The sequence below is a fragment of the Aliikangiella maris genome (assembly GCF_040719265.1).
Classification (GTDB): Bacteria; Pseudomonadota; Gammaproteobacteria; order Enterobacterales; family Kangiellaceae; genus Aliikangiella; species Aliikangiella maris.
Genome location: NZ_JBFDAH010000004.1, coordinates 195,244 through 219,225 on the forward strand (window position 1 = coordinate 195,244; position 23,982 = coordinate 219,225).

16 protein-coding genes are annotated in these 23,982 nt (G+C 40.4%); all 16 read left to right on the forward strand.

What is annotated here, in order from left to right; translation table 11 throughout:
* The first annotated feature begins 1 nt into the window (after position 1).
* The 16 genes from ABVT42_RS05225 (at position 2) to ABVT42_RS05300 (ending at position 23,974) form a co-directional block, all read left to right on the forward strand.
* A complete protein-coding gene (locus ABVT42_RS05225) occupies positions 2-448 on the forward strand; it encodes a phage tail protein (RefSeq protein WP_353873800.1) in 447 nt (148 codons plus the stop codon).
* A 56-nt stretch (positions 449-504) separates the two neighbouring features.
* On the forward strand, positions 505-2,436 hold the full coding sequence (locus tag ABVT42_RS05230) for a hypothetical protein (RefSeq protein WP_353873799.1): 1,932 nt from the start codon (positions 505-507) through the stop codon (positions 2,434-2,436).
* On the forward strand, positions 2,433-2,909 hold the full coding sequence (locus ABVT42_RS05235; RefSeq protein ID WP_353873798.1) for a phage tail protein: 477 nt from the start codon (positions 2,433-2,435) through the stop codon (positions 2,907-2,909). The genes ABVT42_RS05230 and ABVT42_RS05235 overlap by 4 nt, the downstream gene beginning before the upstream one ends.
* Positions 2,902-3,996 (forward strand): CIS tube protein, encoded by a 1,095-nt coding sequence (locus ABVT42_RS05240; RefSeq protein ID WP_353873797.1) that lies wholly within the window; start codon positions 2,902-2,904, stop codon positions 3,994-3,996. Before ABVT42_RS05235 ends, ABVT42_RS05240 begins: the two co-directional genes overlap by 8 nt.
* 25 nt (positions 3,997-4,021) lie before the next feature.
* Positions 4,022-4,192 (forward strand): hypothetical protein, encoded by a 171-nt coding sequence (locus ABVT42_RS05245; protein ID WP_353873796.1) that lies wholly within the window; start codon positions 4,022-4,024, stop codon positions 4,190-4,192.
* A gap of 21 nt (positions 4,193-4,213) precedes the next feature.
* A complete protein-coding gene (locus tag ABVT42_RS05250) occupies positions 4,214-5,308 on the forward strand; it encodes a phage late control D family protein (protein ID WP_353873795.1) in 1,095 nt (364 codons plus the stop codon).
* A complete protein-coding gene (locus ABVT42_RS05255) occupies positions 5,309-5,998 on the forward strand; it encodes a phage baseplate assembly protein V (RefSeq protein WP_353873794.1) in 690 nt (229 codons plus the stop codon).
* Positions 5,992-7,563, forward strand: coding sequence for a hypothetical protein (locus ABVT42_RS05260; protein WP_353873793.1), 1,572 nt, complete (start codon positions 5,992-5,994; stop codon positions 7,561-7,563). The genes ABVT42_RS05255 and ABVT42_RS05260 overlap by 7 nt, the downstream gene beginning before the upstream one ends.
* Positions 7,564-7,680: 117 nt before the next feature.
* Complete coding sequence (locus tag ABVT42_RS05265) at positions 7,681-8,079, forward strand: GPW/gp25 family protein (RefSeq protein ID WP_353873792.1); 399 nt, start codon at positions 7,681-7,683, stop codon at positions 8,077-8,079.
* A 4-nt stretch (positions 8,080-8,083) separates the two neighbouring features.
* Positions 8,084-10,279 carry a baseplate J/gp47 family protein gene (locus tag ABVT42_RS05270; protein ID WP_353873791.1) on the forward strand — a complete coding sequence of 732 codons (2,196 nt, stop codon included), beginning with the start codon at positions 8,084-8,086 and terminating at the stop codon, positions 10,277-10,279.
* Positions 10,279-12,798 (forward strand): phage tail protein, encoded by a 2,520-nt coding sequence (locus ABVT42_RS05275; RefSeq protein ID WP_353873790.1) that lies wholly within the window; start codon positions 10,279-10,281, stop codon positions 12,796-12,798. Before ABVT42_RS05270 ends, ABVT42_RS05275 begins: the two co-directional genes overlap by 1 nt.
* 74 nt (positions 12,799-12,872) lie before the next feature.
* Positions 12,873-13,730: a hypothetical protein gene (locus ABVT42_RS05280; protein WP_353873789.1), complete on the forward strand. Its 858-nt coding sequence runs from the start codon at positions 12,873-12,875 to the stop codon at positions 13,728-13,730.
* A gap of 5 nt (positions 13,731-13,735) precedes the next feature.
* The gene (locus ABVT42_RS05285; protein WP_367023466.1) at positions 13,736-15,607 is read left to right on the forward strand and encodes a hypothetical protein; all 1,872 of its coding nucleotides are present in this window, start codon (positions 13,736-13,738) and stop codon (positions 15,605-15,607) included.
* Positions 15,604-19,650, forward strand: a complete 4,047-nt coding sequence (locus tag ABVT42_RS05290; RefSeq protein ID WP_353873787.1) for a hypothetical protein — start codon at positions 15,604-15,606, stop codon at positions 19,648-19,650. The genes ABVT42_RS05285 and ABVT42_RS05290 overlap by 4 nt, the downstream gene beginning before the upstream one ends.
* 109 nt (positions 19,651-19,759) lie before the next feature.
* Entirely contained in the window at positions 19,760-21,769 is a 2,010-nt protein-coding gene (locus tag ABVT42_RS05295; RefSeq protein WP_353873786.1) for a hypothetical protein, read from the forward strand.
* 9 nt (positions 21,770-21,778) lie between these two features.
* Positions 21,779-23,974, forward strand: coding sequence for an ATP-binding protein (locus ABVT42_RS05300; protein WP_353873785.1), 2,196 nt, complete (start codon positions 21,779-21,781; stop codon positions 23,972-23,974).
* Positions 23,975-23,982: the final 8 nt, after the last annotated feature.

The following is a 23,982-nucleotide window of genomic DNA, read 5'->3' on the forward strand; positions in this document are numbered from 1 at the left end:
CATGGCAGAAAGAACTTCACCTTATAGTGCGTTTAATTTTTTAGTTGAATTTAATGGACAAGATATTTCCGCGGGATTTTCTGAGGTAACGGGTATTGGTGCCGAAATTACCATGGCAGAATATCGTGAAGGCACTGATAAACAAAATCATGTGCGAAAAATTCCAAATATAAACAAAGTCAATGATGTCACTTTAAAACGTGGCATCATTAAATCAAAAGATCTTTGGGAATGGATCGACCTGGTACGTAATCGTGGTTGGGAAGGACAGCGTGATATTTCAATTACTTTGATGGATGAAAGTCACGAAAATGCAGTTTCTCGCTGGGTACTCCATGCGGCTGTACCAACCAAATATTCGGGTCCCAGTTTAAATGCTAAAGGAGGCAGTGATGTAGCGATGGAAGAGCTGGTATTGTCTGCCGAAGGGATCAGTTACAGTGAGTAAACGACTTGCCATCAAGTTATATCAAACTGTTATCCAGTTGAGGGTTGATAACTAATATGCTGGCGCCAGGAATTCATTTTGATACACAAGCGCCGATTAGCTCGACGCAAGTTACTCGTATGGATATTGCCTGCTTTGCTGGTTTTATACCAATGCAGCCATTGAATCAATTACCAGGCTCGCTTAAAACCTGGTTGATAAATCATCGTTGGTATGAGCGGATTATTTTTCATCAAAATGAATCTGGTGAACCTCTAATTGAATTGCTCGATATTCCAATTCCAATCGATTCTTGGCGTTTGTTTACTGAGTTGTTTGCACCGGATAAACGTATTAACCAACGCGCCGAAATTGTCAGTTCGAGTTTATCGGCGTCTGTATTGATTGAACAGTCCGATCAAAAGCTTTATGTTGTTATCGATAACCAACCTCCCGAAATTATAACTTTTAATCCCGGAGAATGGGCGCTTGACGATCTGGTGATAGAAATCAATCAGCAGCTAAACGGGGCTTTTGCTTATAAACAAGATTTTGTTGATCAAGATGTTTTTGATCAAGATATTGCCAATGAGTCAAATGAAAAAGAACGATATGCGTTGACAATTCAACGTATTGATCAATACTCGACAGGCAGCATTAATATTTACCAAAATAAAAGCCTTGGATTTGTTCGCTCAACAGTTGCTCGAAATGGTTATTTAGATACTTATCTTGGTGCAACCGTGCGTGCTTTTTTTCAGCAGGGCGGTCAAAAGTGTTATGTTATTCGAGCAGGGGATCCGCTTATTCCTGGCGAATCTACCGCACTCAAGATTCAGGCACTTAGCCGATTGCTTTATCAAAATGAAAAACTTTCCCGAGGTCTGACTCAAATTGCTCAGTTAACTCAGCTAACCTTACCACTTTGGAATGGTTCTGAAGAAGAGCAGCATGCATGGCATGGATTAGGACTATTGCATAGTCTAAATGATGTTTCTTTTGTGAGTCTGCCCGACCTGCCCGATTTACTTTCTTGTCAACAAAAAACAACTGAAAGCATTAAGGTAGTTGGTCAGCAAACCGAATTTACCGCGTGCATCGTCGAACCAAATAGTGAAAAAGATAATCAGCAAGTGTTGTTTCAGGCGCCGGTATGTGATGAAACTGGCTTTTTGGTTTGGGCCCGGATTATCCGTCATATCAGTCAATATTTAATACGCAACTTTTCTGATACTTTATTGATAAGCAGTATTCCATTACCCGCAGCAACTATTTTAAAGCCATTTGAAGATTATCTACAACAATCACTGTTTATTAACAATCAACATGAGTTATTCGATTTTTTCAATACTGATCAAATTCAATTGGCATTTCCCTGGTTAATGACCTATCAATCAAAGCACTTACCTGCACGCGCAGAATTACCAGAGGGAAGATTAGCTGGTTTAATGGCAAATCAAGCACGACATCAACAAAGTTATTTTAGTCTGGCCGGTAATTTTTTTCCTGATGTGTTTGATTTATTTCCTAAAGCTTATCTCGGGTTAAAACAAACCGACTTAAATGATCGATATTTACAGGAACGAATTTGTTGGATTACCCATTCGCCAAATGGAATACAACTTCAGTCAGACGTAACACCGGCTAACAGCAAGCAGCAGCAATATGCCTGTGTAAAACGATTAACCATGTTGATTCATCGATTGACTCGACAAATAGGAATAAGCGCGGTATTTGAACCTAATTCGGCAGTTTTATGGAACCATATCCAACGTAGTGTTGCACAACTATTGATGGATATTTATCGACAGAATGCATTAAAAGGTAAGACAGCTAAAGAGGCATTTAGCGTACGCTGTGATAAAACCACAATGACCAGGCAAGATCATGATAATGGTCGTGTAATTGTACAAATCATGTTTCAACCAGCGTTGCCAATTGAAAAAATTATTATCACGTTAAATTTTGATCATAAGGGGAGTTTACAAATTACCGAGGAGTCATTATGAAAACTACTGCTCCGTTACCGGTTTTTCGTTTTAAAATTGATTTCTTTGTAGCGACGGCAAAAGGCAGTAATAAAGGACAAAATAAACCGGTTTGTTCTGGTGCATTTAGCGAATGCTCAGGTATTGAAGCAACAATGGAGCCCAAAGCAATTAAAGTCGGTGGGATGAATCAAGGAGAAATACAATTGGCCGGTCGAACCAATTACTCGACGGTAATATTAAAACGAGGAATTTCTTTAACTCGTGACATGTGGAACTGGTTTAATCTGGTTTCTGGCGGTGCCTATGCTTATCGACTTGACGCAGAAATTATGCTGATGAATTTTGCCGATCAAGATGGAGAGTATGCTTTAAAATGGCAATTAAAGAACTGTCTGCCCACAAAGTTTAAAACAGCAGATCTAAACGCAACATCGACTCAAATTGGCGTTGAAGAATTACATCTGGTTCACGAAGGATTATCCCATGAGTAATGGCATCGCGATGCTTACTGCACTAACCAGTCCACAAGGACAAGATTTGCCTGACAGTCAACAGGTTGCAATTGCGGTACAGTTTAATCCTGAATCCCTCGATTTAACTTATACCAACTCAGTGCAAAAAGGTCAGCGAAAACAGCCGCCACAAGTTATTACCGAAACTAAAGCACAGTTGAGCTTCGAGCTGATTTTTGATACGACACATTCTGGTGTCGATGTACGTAAAATTACCTTAGATATTGCACAACTGATGGATCCGAAAGATCCACGAAAGGCGACTCGACGTGATAACTCAATTGGTATACCGGCTAAAGTTTTATTTGAATGGGGGACCTTCAAGTTTGAAGGTTATATCGATAATATTAAAGAAAAGCTCGATTTTTTTTCCAGTGATGGCGTGCCATTACGATCAAGTTTAACGGTAAGCATGACCAATGCGCAAAAGAATTTATTACCAAGTTCGCAAGGTAAAAAAGATGCAGTCGATACTCAAGGAAATCTGGGTTTAGATGCGCCAACAGATGCTTATCAAAGTGGCATGGGTAAAGATTTGTCGTTGGCTGATAAAGCGCGTCAATTAGGGGATGAAAATGCTGCACGTTCGTTGGCTGAAATGAACGGTATTGAAAATCTACGCTTACCAGAAGTTGATAATTTGATGGTCATGAATCAAAAAGCGTTCTCAGCTCATACCAATGTAAATACTACTGCTAATGCATCTTTTAATACGTCACTAAAAACATCTGGCTCACTGTCGTCGATGGGAGGAACTAATTCTGATTTTTCGGTCAATACCCAAGGTTCAACAGAATCTTTATTTGGTGGCTTAAAAGTGGGTACAACACAAAAAATATCTGCCCCGAAAGTCGATTTAACAACATCAGTGTCTGCCGGTATAACCGGCGGCATAAGTGCGGGAGTGAGTTTAAGTGGTGGGGCAGGGATTGAATTAGGTGTTGGGATTGATGCGGGGTTAGGCGGGAGTGCAAGTGTTGGTGGTGCAATGGGAATTTCTGCCGGACTAACGGCTGATGTGGGACTAGATGCTGATTTTGAGGCTGGCATCAAGTTTGATGATTAATCAACTTTAAAATAGAGAGAAATCGATGAGTATTATTTTTGATGAAGTTGTCGCACAAATAGAGCAGCCAGCTGAAGCTGCGGTGAATCAACAAAATCAGGATTTGAGTGAGAGTGAACAACAAACAGCGGCCACAAATTATATTGAAATACTCAAGCATTACGAATCGCGACAAGCACGCTTATCGGTTGAGTAAACAAAAAAGCCGGAGTCTATTGTGACAGAAGAAACAGCTATTTCAGTCGGTAGTATTTATCAAGCAATTCCACAATTGGAAATTAATGGAGTTGCTAACGAAACCATACAAGAATCGTTAGTTGCTATGCAAGTCAAAGAAACTGAAGGCGGTTTATGTAGCGCCGAATTGTGCTTTTTTAATACAGCCAATATTCAAGGGCAAGGTGTTGGATTTGGTTTTGAAAGTAGTGCGGAAACTGAATTAGCTTTAGGTAGCCGAATTAAAATTTATTGTGGTGATAATAATGATCCTGTTGAAATATTTTCTGGCGTGATCAGTGCATTAGAATGGGTAAGAGAAATCGATCAACAGCCCCAACTGGTTGTCTTGGCCGAAGACGGCTTACAACAATTACGTATGATGCGAAAAACCCAATTACATCCTGCGGCCACTCTTAAAGCAATGATTGAAAATATATTGCGAGAACATGGACTGAATAATCATATTGATGGATTGCAACACTCACTAGATGCACAACTACAATATAATGAAACTGACTTAGGATTTATTCGTCGCTTGATTCAACGGTATGACGCCGATATACAAATGAATCATGGCCAGGTCGTTGTTAAATCTCGAGCCGCCATTCAGCAGAATCAAATAACACTAGAATTAAACAGTCAATTACTCAGTTGTCGCCTATGTGCTGATTTAGCACATCAAGTTAATCAAGTCACTTATGCTGGATGGGATAGCGAACAAGGGCAGCAAATCGCAGTGCAGAGTAATGCCAATGCCGATCTTGGACCTGGTGAAGGGCGCATCGGTGCCGACTATCTAACGCAATACTTTGCCAACCGACAAGAACACCTATGTCGTACCTCTGTCCAGAATGAAAGTGAAGCACAAATTCTGGTTAACAGTGCCTATGCCAAACGCGCACGAGGATTTGTGCGTGCTCAAGGTAAATCATTAGGTAATCCAAACTTAAAAGTGGGATCTCATATTCAATTAAATGGTATCGGTGAGCGTTTTGAAAATCAATATTATGTGATTGAAGTGACTCATTACTTTACTACAGCCGGTGGTTATCTGACCGAATTTGTTGCGCAGTCAGCGTATTTTGGAGGTTAAATGCAGTTATCAAATCTGATGCCGTTACATGCGCAAGATCAAACTCAATTGGCTGAAGTGATCTCGGTAGAAGATCCTGAAAATCGGAATCGAGTACAAATTAAGTTATTGGCATTTGATGGCGTGGCTCAACAACAAGGTCAGCTATGGGCGAGAGTCGCTGTGCCCTTTGCGGGTAAAAATAAAGGGGCATTTTTGTTTCCTGATGTTGGTGATGAGGTTTTGATTACTTTTATTAACGGTGATTCGCGCTACCCGGTTGTCATTGGTTCTCTTTGGAATGGCCGAGATGAAGCACCAGAAACTTTGGGTGGCGCTGGGGATGCGATTGATCGCTGGAGTTTTGTTGGAAAAAAAGGAACGCGCATTGCAATTGAAGAAAGCGCATCAGGACAGCCAAAAATAATATTTGCAACGCCACAAGGTGTGAGCGTCGAAATTTCTGATAACAGCGGTGGAGAAATTATCTGTCAGAGTGCGGGCAATACCATTACCTTTGATTCCGCAGGTGTCACGGTCAATAGCCCTGCTGAAGTTGCGGTAAGCGCCTCAACTGTTAAAGTTGATTCGGGAATGGTGACGGTTAATGCTGGCATGTCCAGTTTTAGCGGCGTCGTTAAGTGTGACACATTGATCGCAACAACGGTGGTCAGTTCTACCTATACACCAGGGGCAGGAAACGTATGGTAAATCACCCAATAAAACTGAAAGGCAGTTATTTAAATCAATCTTCAGGTGATTTAACACAGCCGAACATATTCGCTTTTCAAGAACAAAACTTTGTAGAAAGTCTGCTCGCAAATTTATCTTCAGCCAGTGGACAGGAAAAACTACTTCAAAAACAGGTGAGCGCCACATCCGATGATATGATGCGCTTATATCAACCTGTCCATCGAATATTTAATTTGATTTTGTTGGATGCTTGTTGCTTGCAGTATGGTGAGCCCAGATTGGCGCCAGAAAAAATACTATCGAGTGGGTTTGTCATCCGTAAAGTTAGTGAAAAAGGTCAGGAATATGGCTGGATGAAATCGCAAGGTAAAGTGGTGGGCTGGAAACCAGTGAATCCCATTGATACTGAATACACCGATTGCTTACGTAACTATGATGTCGATCCTAATATTCGTCAGCAAAGAATATTAGGTAGTAATCGGTTGATACTCGAACAAGCTTCACCATCAATCAATCCTTATCAAGATTACAGCGAAGATTATCAAAGTCTATTTTTAACACCACCTAAAATCATGCAGCAAACCAGAAAAACATTGCTTTATGGGGTGATGAACTTAGCCAGTCAGGAAATGGTAGAAGATGATAGTATCAATCCGCCGCCGTTTACAAAACAAAATATTTTACAACGTCTACCTGTCTTATTGATGCAAGGAGGCGATGAGCGATTTACGGATTCTTTTCCTAAGCCCCCTACAGATGCATTGTTTCGCGATACTCACGCGCAATCACCACCGTTTGCCGCATTAAAAAAATTGCTGAGTTATTTGGCCAACGAAGTAGGGTTATTTACTGGCGGCCAGGAAGTACAAAACCTTAAACACTTGCTACAACAAATACCGGTGAGTTTCTCACCACAACGAAATAGTCAATCGACTAATTATTATCAGTTTCTATTAGCGGCATTCCAAGTGTTTTATGGTTTCCCTCAAGATGAACAAGGACAATCCCAAACGCTAAGCGCCGCATTTACTCCTTTGCAATGGCCTCAGTTCAACACACTTCAACAGCAATCATTGGTGAATGCTATTTATGCGACTATGAGTCATCGTTGGCAGCGTGTCGCGCCGGGTGAGACCCGTTATGCTGGTAATAATGAATACCGTTTATATGCGTTTATTCGTGTTGCCGGGCAATCTGGGTGTCCTGTAAACACAATTTGGTCGGCACCAACGCATCGCTTTAAAATTGTGCCCTGGTATGAGTCACACGACGGGGTTGCGCCAACTCAAATAGAATTACCTGATATTAATACGCAAACCCTTAAAAAACTAAAGCCTAATGTGGCATTTAAAGTGCCTGAATCAATTCAAAAATTTATGGATACCATTAATTTGAATGATATTTTAGATGGCAAAAAAAATGAAGGTTCAGGGATTGGTTTTGGCATGATCTGTGGGTTTAGTATTCCGTTAATTACAATATGTGCTTTTATAGTATTACAAATATTTTTAGTCCTGTTGAATTTACTTTTTTGGTGGTTACCTTTTATTAAAATATGTATTCCATTTCCTAAACCGAAATAATTACAAGCCAGGTGAACAATATGTTAAATAACGAATAAATTCAGTAAAAAAATAAAAAAGTAAACATGAATAAGATTAAAACATGCATAATATTTTAACCAAAAGGAACCAATACTAATGAGTCAATCAAATCGATTGCCAAAAGCACCTATTGGCTGGCCCCTATTAGTGACTCCGGTTAATGGTGAACTTCATTTCCCTACACTAGAAGAAAGTATTAAACAGTCAATCAAAGTAATTTTGCTTACTGTAAAAGGTACTCTTTTATTACATGCGGAATTCGGTGCGGGCCTTAAGAATTTTTTACACCAGCCAAATCAATTGGTGACTCGAAGAAGAATTCAAGATGCGATTGTCGATTCGTTAACTCAATGGGAGCCTCGTATCGTATTACAAAATGTATTAGTGAATGAAATCGAAGAGCAGCCCGATGCGATCAGAATTGAAATTTTCTATGTCATTAAGCGTACCGGTACAAGAGAAGAAGTAAAACTCACCATGAATCTGGGAAGTTAATTTTATGTCCATTCCAAAAATAAAACTGGATGACAGAACTGCACAAGATCTGATCAATGAGATGCTTGCTAAAATTCCAGGGCATACTCCAGAGTGGACAAATCCCCGAATTGGCGATCCCGGACGCACTTTAATTGATTTATTTGCTTGGCTTGGCGACACCATTTTATATCGTGCAAATTTAATTCCAGAACGCCAACGATTAGAATTTTTAAGGCTGTTAAATATTCCCATGATTCCTGCGGCACCAGCGAAAGGCTTATTGAGTTTGAGTTTGGCCAATCAAGCCGCAAGCCAACCGATAAATGTGCCATTAAACACCAGCGTTCCTGGACCGGTTACTTTTGAAACACGTGATGAAGTCAGTGTTATGCCACTTCAAGGCAAAGTTTATTTAAAACGCAAACCTGATGATAACGAATTGGCAAATTTATCAGGCGTTGTTGATGAGTTGCAGTCGGTATATAACATTAATAAAGGCAGTCCTTATATTGCCACACCATACTTTGCCGATGGTGTAGCCGACAGAAAAGGGATTGATGTTATTCAGCAAAGTGTTGATGGCTGTTTATGGATTGCCTTATTGGTTAATGACCAGGCAATGAAAAACGAGGTAATTGATTCTCTAGCCAGAGGTTCACATGGTGAAAGATTACTAAATATTGGATTTCAACCGCGAATGCTTGTCCCCGAATTTGGTGAGCGAATTCATAAAAAACAACAGCAGCGAGAAATTTGGCAATGGCAAATGACTACTCGTTATTTGCAACAAAATGGCGAGCCAAAATATTTTACTCTTGATACACGTCTAGATACCACCGCAAACTTTTCGCGTGCTGGTATTATTCAATTGGCACTGCCTGATAGTGACGACTGGGGGATACCTGCGAATAATGTGGAGCAAGATATTAGAGCAGGGGTTGGTGATAAACCCCCAAGGATTGATGATGAACAACTTTCACAAAAACTACTTGGTTGGATTAGACTCAAACCAAGTGAACCAACACATCAGTTAGCTGTTTCCTGGCTAGGTATTAATGCAATATCAATTGATCAACTTAAATCTTATCACAATATTGTGGTTGGTGTTGCCAATGGTTTTTCTGATCAAGCATTTCAATTGCCTGCTGGTTCTATCGATAAAAACAGCTTACAGCTTGAAGTAGAAGAAAATAACGATGGTTTCCGGCCTTACCAGCAAATTGATCTCTTAGCCAGCGCAGGTCGTGATGATCGTGTTTATAGTTTAGATAGTGAAGCAGGGATCGTGAAATTTGGAAATAATATTACCGGGCGTCAACCTGAAATTAATCGACGTATTCGTGTTAAATATATGCGAGCGGGAGGAGGAGAGCAAGGGAATCTGGCGGCCAATAATTTATCAGCGATTGCTTTTCCGGGAATTAAAATAATCCAGCCAGTTGCAACGACTGGTGGCCGCAATGCTGAAACGCTAGACCAGGCCGAAAAAAGAATTCCTGCTTATTTAAAGCATGGTGATCGCGCGGTCAATCGAGAAGACTACCAACGGTTGGCAATGAATACGCCGGGTGTTGAAATTGGCCGAGTTGAAGTATTGCCGCGCTTTAAACCGCAGCAGCGGTTGCAAAATATTCCAGGCGTGATTAGTGTGGCCGTGCTACCCAAAGCCAATTTACACACCGCGCCCAATCCTCGGCCCGATCGCAATATACTCGAGCAGGTCCATGCTTTCCTCGAACCGCGACGACCTTTGGGCGTTGAGCTTTATGTGATAGGTGTTGAATATGTTGCATTGAGTTTAAGTGTGGCGATTTCGTATCAAGATGGTTATGCCCGAGATGAAGTATTACAACAAGTTAGAGATGCACTACGTGATTATTTATGGCCATTAACACCCGGAGGTCGAGAACAAACCGGATGGCCACTAGGACAAACAGTTAACAGTCAAGAATTGGAAGTTGTTGTGGCTAGAGTGTCGGGAGTACTCACGGTTAATGATATCAATTTATTTGTGCTAAACGCACAACAAGCTTGGGTGATAGTTGATCAAATTGGTGAAAATAAAACCCAGCGTATTACTTTATCAAGTTGGCAATTACCCGAACTTAATAGCGTGATTGTTGATGACGGACTGACCGCTGCAACGAGTGTTGATTCGGAATCTGATAATCACCAAATACCAGGCATTCCCATTCCTGTTGTACCGGAGATATGTTAATGGATGCCAATGGATTACCTTTTTGGATGATTGCCCGTGGCGAGCAACTAACCGAATTGTATGAGACTGAATGGGATGATGATAAGCGTGTATTGCAATTATTATCGACGCGTGCAAATCGAGAATTTCCTGCCGATAGAGTTGCCGCGAGAAATGCATTTAATTTACCCACTAGTACAGTAGATAGCTTGGGGCATTTTGCCTATGTTGATGAACTGCGACATCGAATTTTGGTTGCGGGTGCGCTACCTGATGCTTATGAGTTAATCAATGATGAACAATTAACCTTTGTCGATATCGCAATGAGTCCTGATGGCGCTTTATATGCCATTGTGAAACTGCAAGCACAACCTGACGAACTGCGACTGATTAATCCGGCAGACAGCAACCAGCAGATTATTTTAAATTTACCCGATTTAGCACAAGCAGATTTACTGGCATTATTACCTGAGGGTGGGGGCTGGATTTTAGACAGACAGTCTCAGCAGCTGTACAAAATAATTAATCGTACGGCTGAGTATCATCAGCATCATTCTCAACCACAATTACTGATAAAGCCGTTTTCCCATACGCACTTAAACCGACCAAATACTAATTACAATCCAGGTATTGAACGACCTTGCGATGAGAATGAACAACCCTGTCAGATTGTTAAAGATACATCGCGTCAGTTTAATCCCGCTCATCAAATTGTTGCGATGGCGTCGAATAACCGTGGTGAAGTTGGCATTTTAATCTGGCCTGATGATGATTTAGCTAATGCTTATATTATTTTTATTACCGCTTCGGGTCTGTCTGCACCGGTTGAGTTGCTTGCTGCGAAAGCGCCTATTTCTTTATCATTTGTTAAAAATCATTTATGGGCAGTAAAATTTGTTGATTATGGTGAAGCGGTGGTTTACGAACTGCCTCCGATTAATCAGATTGAACATTCTGGTATTGCGCTTCAAGCTTTAGGGGCTCATTATCCATTAGTTGTGAGTGATCAACCCAATAATACCCAGCAAGGATTAACCCAAAATTATCCGTTTGCTCATAGTCTGATTTCACCAGCCTATTATTTGGCTGGTAATGAACGGTTAAATATAAAGCCACTATTTGCGCTTTCAAAACCCAATCTGGCAAAATCGGGTTCTGCCAGTTTGTTGCAAAACTTCGATAGCCAACAGCCTGCAACTTGCTGGCATAGAATTTACATTGAAGCAAAAATCCCACCCGAAACAGGCATTCGTATTTGGTTGATGGCCAGCGATGAGCAACTGGCATTTGATGTCGCTCAAGCATTTCCTCACGACTTCGGCTATGTGCCTGCGTTTACTCAATTACCAGCTGAGCAACTGCCTGCACATATTCATACCTTGAATCATTTTTCGACTGCTGCGATTCAACAAATTCCTAAAGCAGCATTTTGTACGATGGTATCTGAATCTCCATCAAATAAAAGTTTACTTTATTGTCAGCATCAACCAGAACAAAGTGGATTATTTACCTTACTGGTTCAGCGTACAGGGCGCCGAGTAAGAGAGCTCAAAGGGCGTTTTCTAAAGGTGAAAGTGGAGTTGTTTGGTAATGGACAAGCTTCACCGGAAATAGCGGCCATTCGTATTTATTCACCGCGGTTTTCTTATTTGAAACATTACTTACCTGAAATTTATCAAGAAACACTTTTTGGTGAAAAAGCAGATGAAACTGGGAGCGCGAGTGGTAGCGATTTTTTACAGCGTTACCTGAGCCTATTTGAAAGTGTATTAACACCACTAGAAGACCGCATTGCCCATGCACATTTAGTGACTAATCCGGATACTGTACCTGCCGAGTCATTAGACTGGCTGGCAAATTGGGTTGGTTTAAGTATTGAACAAGGTGTCAATACGGCGCAGCGACGTAACATGATAAAACAGGCGATGCCGCTTTATCGAATACGTGGTACTTATGCAGGATTATCGCTGGCATTAAATATTGCAACGGGTGGCATGGTCGAACGGGGCGAACTGGTTATTTTGGAAGACTTCAAACTTAGACGGACTTTTGCCACGATTATAGGTATTGATTTAGAAGAAAAGTTTGATCCCTTAATGATGAACAGTATTACTAGTGCTAATTCTTATTTGGGAGATACCTTTTTTCTTGGTGAAACAGCTTTAGCGAATAATCAGATTGAACAAGAACTGTTGGCATTATTCGATGCCAGTATGTTGATTAATCGACGTGAAAAAAGTGCCGTTATCGAATTTTTCGCGCGATTGGCTAATCGAATTACAATTTTAGTGCACCGACAAAAACCTGAGGCAATTTTTAAACTGATTAGAAAAGTAGTATCGCTAGAAGCACCTGCACATATTCAAACTCGAGTACTTGAAGCCAGCCAACCACTTATTGTGGGATTGTATAGTCTGGTTGGTGTAGATACCTACTTAAAACCTGAACCGGGACTTCAACCCGCAAAACTAGATGATTTTTATTTTGGTGCTGATGGTCAGATTATTCGTCAGCCAAGCGTTGATGAGCGATTAATGTAAAGATTTAATCGCTCTCTTAAACAGTCAGAAGAGCGATTCGTGCTTTACAGCTTGTAAAATTACGGAGTAAACCAATGAGTGTACGTTTTGATGATCCGCTAATGCACAATATCCCCCCTGACCGGGTGAACTATGAAAACGGCGTGCTGCTCGATGAAGTAGATTTTAAAGCAGAGCAAACATATCACCGCGGAAGGCTTTCAAGATTACTCGCTTATTTGCATGGTTCAGGTACGGTTGCGGGATTAAAGGTTCGAGAAAAGCCTGATGATATTACCACTTTAGTGATCGAGCCAGGACTGGCAATTGATCGTCTTGGGCGTATGATCGAAGTTCCTCAAAATTACTGCCTCAATATTGCTGACTGGTTCAATGCACAACTGCAATCCAGCTTGGGACTCACGCGAATGTCACAAGCTTTTCGAGAAGCAGACGGGGAAATACCCGCAGGTATCGTTGTCGATTTATTTATTAAGTTTGCAATTTGTGAACGTGGTAAAACACCTGCGTTCAGTCATGGCAATCAAGAGGTAACTGATGCATTTACCTTTGCCAGAATGCGTGATGCTTTCAAATTGGAATTACGTATTCGTGATGATGGTATTGAAAATATTCCTGTGCCTAACAAAGGTATTGCTGATTTAACCGGAAATTCTAAACTACAAAGAAAGTCGGCAGTTGAAAACTTTAAACTTGATTTTGGCTGGCGTGAAAATACACAGTGGAGCACCATCGATGGTCAGCTCAACAAAGATCAGGAACACTTGCAAGATCAAGATGGCAGTGAAGTTTTTTTAGCTCGATTGCGCATTCCCGCAACGACTGAACCTGTGACTTACAACGATTCTTTATCAATTCACTTTGATAATCAACTGAGAAGGTTTGTTTATTCAACTCATGAACTGAGCTGGATTCAACAAGCGGGAGAATAATGACTATGGCAATTGATAAATACCACTCAAAGCGCGAGAAAATTGATATTGATGAACTTACCTCGCTAAACGCTGCCAACACCGTTTTTCTCGATTCACAACGTGTTCGGCCGCTATGGTTTGACGGGCGTTTTGCTCGAGCGGCTGACTTTAATCGACAGACAGAATATTTTTTGACACGCCAAGCTGACTTGTCAATTGCCACCGGTACCGGCGTGGTAGAAGGATTAATGGTGAGTATGGATGGAGAAAATAATCGCCTAACTATCACACCGGGATTTGGGGTGACTGAACAGGGGGAGCGAGTGGTTATTGCCCAGCTACTTAATATTCAATTGAGTAACATTACTCACATTCGCCAATTAAATATTAAGTTAGGATTAAGCCAGTCACCCAAAGCACCTCTGCGCAGTTTAAATGGCATTTATTTGGTGGTACTTAGACCATTGGAATATACCGCTAATCCTATTGCTGCGTATCCAGACAATATCGGCGAAAAACGTCAGTTTCATGATGGTGATATTATTGAAGCAACCGCACTTAGTCTGATCGAAATAAAACAGAACTTCAGCCACTTTGCCAATGGTGCATCGGTCAGAGCGCAGTTAGCAGATAGCTTGTTTAATCGACAGGAATCACTTGAAATTCCACCAAATACGTTACCACTAGCATTGATCCAAATTAATAATGGACTGATAAAGTGGATCGATAATCATTTGGCTCGGCGAGAAATGGGTAGTGCATTTAGTGATGTCCTCGGTTTAGGAATTGCGCCTCGCGGACTGCGTCATGCGCATTTTAAACAATATCAACAAATGTATTTTGATATTTTACAACAGCGTGGCAGTAATGATTCGCGATTTGCGGCAAGTGATTATTTTTTGTCATTACCATCAGCTGGACAAATGCCAACCGCCTGTATTGATATCCAATCCAGCACCCAATATTTTTTCCCTGACAAAATGGATGTGGAAATCTCGGTGATTCCTGATGATGAAGTCGCTCCGCTTATTGAAGAAAGTCTATTACTACCACCAATTGAATTGGATGCCGACGCAAAGCAAATTGATGCGACGGCAGTGATGATTTTAATACCTGTACCACGAATTCAGTTTAATAGTGTTTTAAACAGCCTCAAAAAACAGGTGCCCGCAAAAATATTAAACAAAACACGCATTGAACGAGCTGTATCAACAATGTCACCTAGAGAACGATTAAGTAAAATTCAGCGTAAGCTACCCGAGTATATTCAGCCATCAGATAATGTGATTGCACAACTCAATGAAGTTGACTGGCAAAGTTTACTTGGTGTGCATGAAAACATCTGGTTTGTTCGGCGTAGGCATTTAAGCTACAAGGAAGAGGTTGCCGGTAAAGCTGTTAATATTCTAGCCGATGAATTCGGCGACGAAACTGAAATGCGTCGTTACTTAACTGATTTGGGATTATATGATGATTTTGTCCATTTAAAAATAAAAGGTAGCGCTGCTGCCGACATGAATATGGTGCGCCTATTAACTATACCTAAGTTTACACAGTCAGAATTATTAATGCGCAGTGCGTTACTTGAGTATAAAGCAGAAAAAAGATTGAGTGAACAAGCTGTTAATCGAATCAATGATCGCTTTACCCAACAAAATGTTGGCGAAGGGATTCGTAAAATAGAACCCATGATGCAATTAGACCAACAAGCAACAATTGCACTGGCCTTGAGTAAGAGTACCCCCGAACTAGATTATGTTGCGCAACATTTACCAGAAGAATCCTTGATCAACTTTGCGGAAGAAATTAAATCCAGAGTCAGTGGTGATAAACCACAAACACCAACCACTTTGGCAAAATTTATTAAAAGTAAAATGAAGGAATTACAACAATGAGCTTGCACAAGGTGCCACAGTGGTTGGATTCTGAACGGGTGATTGACGTTGTACCAGAAATATCTAATCGATTGGCCAGTAACGAAATTACTTTGCGGCGACTAAATTATGTGAGTGGACGAACACTGACTAAAGCTGCCATGGATATTGAAGTGAAGCATCACGATCAACATCTGGCGTTATTTGGTCGTCAGTTGTCTGCGGGTATTATCGATGGGTTAACGCTTTCTGCCCGATTATTGCCTGTCAGACAAGCGGACGAAAGTCTGCAAGATATCTGGCATATTGAATTAACAGCCGGTATTGGTGTTACCCATTATGGCGATGATATCGCAGTCAATCAGCGCCGTCAGATTGCTGTTAATCAAATACCGTCAGTCAACTCACCTGAATCTATTGAGCAGGTTATCGAAGGTGTCGGTATTTTTTTATTACAGCCGATAAAAGCAGAAGATATGCTGGTTGATCGGAATAATACTTGTCAACAAGATGTCGAAAGCTATGCTTTTGATGATCAGCTTTACACCGATGGTGCGCGCCTGTTATGGTTTCCGTGGCCTGAATCATTCGCACCATTACCAGATGTTGAACCGGCATTACTGAGAAATACGCTTAGTTATCTGATTTATCAAAAGCAACAAAATGACCCTTCTTTTATTGCGCCTTGGGAAGAAATCGGTGTTCCGCTTGGATTAAGTCAGATTTTACCTGGCGGAGAAGTTGCTTTTATTGATCGTTTTGCAGTGATTCGCCAAGGGGGAGCGCCACTGAGTGTAATGCCCAAAAATTGGCAGAATGGCACACCTTTTCTGTGGCAGGCGAGAATTCAGGGATTTACTGAGCATTTGCAAACATTAATTAATGAGCAACAATCAATTTATCCTGCCATTGCGCATTTTCGCTACTTGCCTCCGATGGGTTTTTTACCGAGAGATGCCGTTGACTTTGAAAATCGAGTGTGTGAGTTCTTTCCTAGTCAGTTTCGAATTGAAGCGGCGCCAGTACCAATTGAAGAAGTGGAAGTGATTCTAGAAGCCTGCGCATCATTAAATTGCTTTGACCTTTATCAGCCCGACCGTGTAAAAATTTATGTACCAGTTCCACAAGCTTTTTATGAAGCAGAATTGTTATTCGGCGAAACCGTTGATCCGGTTTTTATTCAAACGTTAAAAAAGCTTGTGGCTAAAATCAAGATAGAAAAAGAGCATCGTTTGCAAATTCAGCAAATGGCTCAGATTGTACAAGGCATGATTGATCCGCAAAATATCATTATTTTCACCGAACAGGACAATGAAGCGTTGCCTGATGAATCAGACCCGAATGTGATAGTTGATGATTATCAACTGAATGATGATGAAAAGTTTTCACAGCAGACGCTTGATATTTTGCAAAACCTATATGATTGGATTGATAAAAATATGAACTTTTGGTCTGATCAGGAAAAAAAGCAATTCCACCCATCGATTCTGATGAAACAAAAATTTAAGGGGCTAATTCATTTAGCTAAACATTACACTGAGCAAATTGAAAAAACTAATGATCACCTGGACTCGGGCTTTATGCAGTTACAGGCTGAATCATATCGTTTGCGTCAAGCTTTGTTGGGCAATGAAAAAGCCAGCCGTTTATCAACTTCACCTGCACTGGCCAATATTCTAAAGGGGCAGCTTAGCGAACCAACTGCAAAAAACATTAATTTGTTTTTTAAGCAAGCGGTAGTGGGGGCTCCAAGCCCATCTACAGTAAAGCGGGTAACGGATGATTACCAAAACTTTGATGAGATGGCTGTAGCAAGTCATGCTTCACTGGAAACTGGTGTGACCGAAGCCGATACAACGGAAGTAAATGCAAAAAATAGCGATAAACCAACTGCGGCTATATCCGATAATCAAGATAGTACTGATATTTTTAAACGCGCATCAAGCGATAATCATGACTATGCTCGAATAGCTCGTGCTAACTATCCTTATGATTTTGGTAGCGAGCAAGGATTTACCGAAAAGAGAACCAAGTCTGACAATCAACGTTTTACAGGCGACAAACAAGCCACTAGCGCAGATAGCCAATTTGCCATCGACTTCAATAAAGTTGCCACCATCGACAGTGGACTGCTGATTCAACCTGAATATCAGTTAATTCAAGATAAGTATAAAAACGTTTTTGATAAAATTTATACGCCAATCGAGCCATTGCGCAACTTAGGCTTAAAAGAACGAGTTTATCAATCACCCAGTGTACAATTGCGAAATAATGCAGTACGCACTAAAGCATCGGTCTATGAGTCTTTAAGCCAAATTCCAATTGATTTAAGTGGTTTGACGATAACACTTGATACGAATGAGTTTGCGATTATTACGTTAGTTGAATATCAAGCCATTCTTGATGCGATAGAAAAAATTCAAAATTCGGAAACGGTAAATAAACTTAATGTTAAAAACGCATTTTTAAATCGTACTTCAAAAGGAAGCGTTGATGTCGTCGTTCGAGTTTATGCCCTTACCGCGATTGAAAGAAAACAATTACATAGTGATGAATTATTAAAATTGGAAAAACTGATCAAGTTGGTACAGGATATGCCCACTAAACGGAGTGTCATTGATTTAACTCACCCTGATCTTGCGTATCTTACCCGCTCTGGAATATTTGACCCTGAGCCTGTTGATGCGGATGAAGCCGATTACTTTTCGGCTGGTATTGCCTCATTAGAAAAAGCGGTTGCTACTTTACGTCTAGTTGAACAACGCGCAGGCATTTATGAATTAGCACTGATTGAAATAAAAAGAAGCCTTGGGGAATCAATTCCGGTACAAACCGCTTGGCAAAAACTATTGAGTGCAATTAATGATAAGCTGGCTGAATATCGACATGATTTAGCGGTTACTCGGTCACTTTATGAAGAAGAAAAAATGCGAGTTAATGAGATTAATTTACGCCGCAAGAAAACCTTGGCAACGCAGGTTAACCAAATAATATTTGTCAGACCGAGAATGGTATCATTACGTGAGAATGTAATCAGTAAGCCTTTATTTGCGCAATATCGAAATCCGGTGCCCGCATGTCTAAAAGAAGACTATGAAGCAACAGAAGAATTAGCCGAAATGCTGGACTTATTTCGCGAAGTTCCTCTGAAGTGGCTTAATTATGCCAAGCCCTTAATTAAGCAAATCAAGCGACCAGAACGTATTGCCCAAATTATGGCGTATGCGGCTAAACGTGCCCAGTTACAATTAAGTCAGCTTGAAAAAGCATTAACGACTAATCAGCTAGCCAGTTATACACCGCAAAAGTATGGCTTGTCGATTAATAAAGTTATGCAGTCTGCATATGAAATCAGAAAAAATACATTCTCCCAGAAAATGCATTTAAATGAGCAGCATCTCGCTGGTTTTTCATGGAAAGAAACCACTGAAAAAGCAAATGACTCTTTGTCTCTGGCTGACCTTATTGATGCGGGAAAAGCAACCTCAAGTGTGGCGCGTAAAGCAATACAAGGAATGGAAAACTTAGAAGATGTTGCGGTTTGCTTGAATTATCGTTTAGCCCAAATTGAACCTGCACTTCGACTTAAGTGGGCCGATCAAATCAGTATTTTTGATCAACCTGTGCTACTCGGCGACTTATCGATTCTAGATGGCTGGGGAGGTGTACCGTTTGAATTACAGCGTGAACTTCAAGGGTTTGTTGATTGGTTATTTAGTCGAGTAGATCAAACTTATAGTGACGCTTTGAATTTAATGAATGATCTCGTGAGGGTTTGTATTTTGCTTGCCAGTCATGCACCAGTTAGCAGTATTATCAGCGGACACTTGCCTAAACCGGTTAAAGGAAAAATAGGTGATATGTTTGATTTAATTGTCAATAAAGGACGGCCTAAAGTTGGTATGAAGGTCGCCATTTATCAAGGTCAAAATATGGTGGTACAGGCTATCGTAGAGGATATCGTTGCCCAGTCTGCCCGAGTTAAAGTATTGCAATCAACAAATAACGATCAACGATTTGATATTGATAGTGGCGCACAGGCGCGTTTTTTACAAAAAGTGTAAACGAGAAAAAACTAAAATTATTTTAAAGGGTTGCATAGAAAAGAAGAAATTAAATGCGAATTTCAAATAATATAACGATTAAAATAACTAAAATTTAAGCGAGAGTTTTTTGAACTATCGACAAGTTAATAAGTTAACTATCCGAGCACCAGATACTGCTCAGGCTAATGCGTTACGAGTAAAGCTAACTGATGCACTAGCCACAGCCAGTTTGCCAAGGCTTTCTTCGTTTTCGCTCATTATTGTTAAACAATTAATTTTGGATAAAGTGGCCAAGAATTTTGGGGTAACACAAATTAGCTATCATATTGACCAACAGTCATTAAAGCTTTTTCCTCAAGATATCAGCTGGCCAAATATTGATTATTCTTCGGTTGAATGTGTCAAGTTTGCCGATGATATTGTGCCATTTGAAATTTTACTTAGAGCAAGCTGTCATCAAAAAAAACTAACGGCATGGTACTGGAAAAGTATATTTAAACCACATTGGCAACCAGATTTTTCAACAGAGGAAATGCTCAATTTTTGCATGTTACAATTGGTTAAAAGAGAGAATGCGTTACATGCAATGGGTCGGGTTTTTGAGAGTTTGCTTGAGCACCAAACTGTACAAAACCTATGGGCGCATCTTAAAACTGAGTCTGTCAAACAGTGGATGGATAAGTATAACCAGCAACATTCACCCATAGATTTTAATCCTGATTATCAATTGGCGAGTCGGCCGCTTACTTTGCTAGCAAACCTGTTATCAAAAATGCAAGCTAATGATGACATGTTGAGCACAAACAATTTCACGACACAAATGATTAAACTTAAGCATCAAATAAATCAACAATTAAGCAGTCAATTTTCAACGAGTTGGTGTAAGTTATTTAGTGGTTTAATGCCACGATGCTTGATGACTGATGAGCGATTAAACTGGCTATGCATAATGGCATCTCAAAGAGTGAGTCATATTAGTGTGTGTTACATTGCACAGCAATTAAAATCATCTTTGGCAACATGGCGAGTGATTGATTTTTACTTGGCTTCAAATACCAGTCAGGAAACTGGCGGAATATACAAAATGGATGTCTCTCAGCAACAAGAGGCAATTCATCTTTTGCAGCGGCTCGAAAATAAGCCTGATTGGTACGAACTCGATTTATTAAAAGATAAAGTTACTGGTCATATCATCACTGAGAAAAATACTCATCGATCTGATAAATATTATCCTAATAATGATTTTATCAAGCAAAATATGAGTCACCGTGAGTGTGATCAAATTAAAATGTCATCTCATGATAGCCAGTCTGATCATTCACTTGGCAATTCGTCAAATAAAATTGAACCAGGTCATGATCAAATTGCTTGGCCGCAGGTTCAAGAGGCAATAATAGATTCAGATAATCAATATCAAAATTCATCAATCAGTCTGCCCAATCAGTCGACCACTCATGAACTGAAAGGAATTGTTTCTAACAAAGAAAATCGAGCGCCGTCTTATCATTATTCAGGCTTAGATAACCGAGATAAAAAACCATTATATATTGCGATTGAGAAAAATTTCACTGATGGTATGCCCAAGTCAACTGAATTTGCCGGACTTCCATTGTTGATTCAAATAATGAACCAGCTATCGATGGGAACATTTATTGAGAAATATCCAATGCTATATTGGCTGCCTGGCGCGATTATTCATTACTTTTCGCGGCATTTGTCTATTGACTCTATCGATCCCGCTATTGCTTGGTTTAATACTGAGCATCTTTATTTTCAACGACAGTCGCCTCAAACGCAATCTATTGAACCCATATTGTTACAAACTGATTATATTTATGCATTACCTAAATTATGGCGTCAAGTCATTAAAGAGCAACCGCTTTCGACGACTGCAAGTGGTCAGCAAATTATGTACCACTGGATAAAAAATATTTTATTTTCTATTCGCCAAAAATTGGGAAAATCGGCTAAATGGTTGATTAAGCGGCAAGGAAAAATTGCTTTCACACAAACTCATGTTGACGTGCTTTACGACTTTTCACAGTTAAATCTTGCGATACGACTGGCCGGTTTCGATATTAACCCAGGATGGGTTAATTGGCTTGGTAAAGTTGTCACGATTCATTATCAGGATTAAGGCGAAACTATGCAGAATCCTCAAAATCAAATCGATCAAGCGTTATTGACGCCACAAGAAGAACCGAATTGTGTAAACAATCAGTCTGACCAGGCAGAAAGTTATGCGCAGCAGGAAAGCTCAATGAGTTTAACAATGAAAACTATCGTTTATGGATTGTTGGCGGGTTTGTTGTCAGATGAAATACTTCTGTTATTAAAGCGCAAAAACCTGAGTCAAGAGCAAGCTTCAGATGAAATCGATTGTCCTGCTACCCAAAATGCATCAATACCAGTTTCAAATAATCATCACCAGATTTCAGATGAAATCAATTTTCTGTATCAATACACACTTTATTTCGAGCCTTTGCTAAACAACCATTCCTGGTCTGAATTTATTGAAGACTATATTGCTGCGCCTAATGCCGAAGATAGCTATTTTATTGCTGCGCTTAAAAAACTTGGTTTAACCCCAATTGAAATGTTAACTGTCAGTCTCACCCTTATGGTCGAGTTTGATGTTATTACTGGAAGAATACTGGCTTGCTTGCAAAAGCCACTCGCTTTTTCTCGACCAACTTTAGGATTGCTCAATACGGTATTTGCCGGTATATGGCCGGAGTCGAGTCATGTTTCCATGTTGAATAGTTTTGCTAGTCATTCGATTAGTCAGCTCATTCAAGGGCGTGCATTTCAACTGGGATTATTGAAATGTTTGCAATCTGATTTACCTTTGCCCGAACAATCAGTTATTACGCCGCTAAACTTAGCGATTGCTCTCACTCAGCAAAGTGCAACTTGGCCGGGTACTGAAAGACTCAATTGTTGGTCAAACATGCAGGGATTAAGTCAGTCAGTTGTACATCAGGCACAAATTCAGGCAGCTGCACTGGCGCATTTTTCTGAAGGCATTTTAGTTATTCACAGTGTTGCACGCCAAGAGGCAGTTACTGCGGCACTAATTATCAGCGAACATTTAAGACAACAAATGTTACTTATTCATAATTGGCAACAAGCGCATGATGGGATTGCTGTGTTACTCAACTGTCACCATTTATTACCAGTATTGATTTTAGAAAATAATCTCCCGGAAAATAAAAAACTGCCAGAAATTGTTGGTTTTCAAGGACCGATAATTGTTATTGCTGGTGTTGATGAATTTTTTGCATGTGATTCAGGACAAATCATCCATTGGCAGATTCCTTATCCAAACCAGCAGGAGAGAAAACTACTTTGGTCAAAATATATTACGGATACTGCTTTGGTGGACAAGCTTTCTTGTGATCATATTCATGCGGCTTCGCGAATTGAAACATTAGGTCAATTAGCGCAGCATCAGGCAAGGATTGCACAGCGAGAGTACATTGAATTGTCAGATATTCGAAGTGTCGCCTGGTTAAATGACGGGGGACCGATGAGTGGGCTGGCTGAACCAATTCGTTTTCAGGTGGACAGTGAAGCTTTGGTTGTACGGAAACAAACCCGCCAAGAGCTTGATTTATTGAAACAGCGTTGTATGTACCGCGAGCATTTGGCTGACAACCTTGGTATTACGTTTAATGCTCGTTATCAAATGGGAGTGAAAGGGCTGCTTGTTGGTCCTTCAGGTACGGGAAAAACATTGGCGGCAAGCTGGTTGGCGAGTGAAATAGGATTGCCTTTATACCGGGTGGATTTGGCATCAGTAACCAGTAAATATATTGGTGAGACAGAAAAAAATCTCGCGAAGTTACTCACTCAAGCAGAAAAAGATGAAATTATTTTACTGTTTGATGAAGCAGATTCAATGTTCGGTAAACGCACCGATGTTAAAGATGCCAATGATCGATTTGCTAATGCCCAAACCAACTATTTATTACAAAGAATCGAATCCTATAAAGGTATCGTATTGCTGACCAGCAATAGTAAAACCCGATTTGATGAAGCGTTTATTAGACGCTTAGATGCCATCATTGAATTTGCTCATCCTGAGCCATCGACGCGTCGAGCCATTTGGTTAAAGCATCTGGGCACACATCACCAATTAACGACTAAAGAAATTAATCAGGTTGCGGTTAAAAGTGATTTAACCGGCGGACATATTCGCAATGCGGTGTTAGCGGCTGCCGTGTTGGCAAAAAGTGAGAGCACGCCAATTCAGTTGTCACATATTATTCAGGCGTTAACTATCGAGTATCGAAAGCTGGGAAAACAGATTTCTCCCGAGCTCGCGCAACTCATTCATTGAATGTGAAC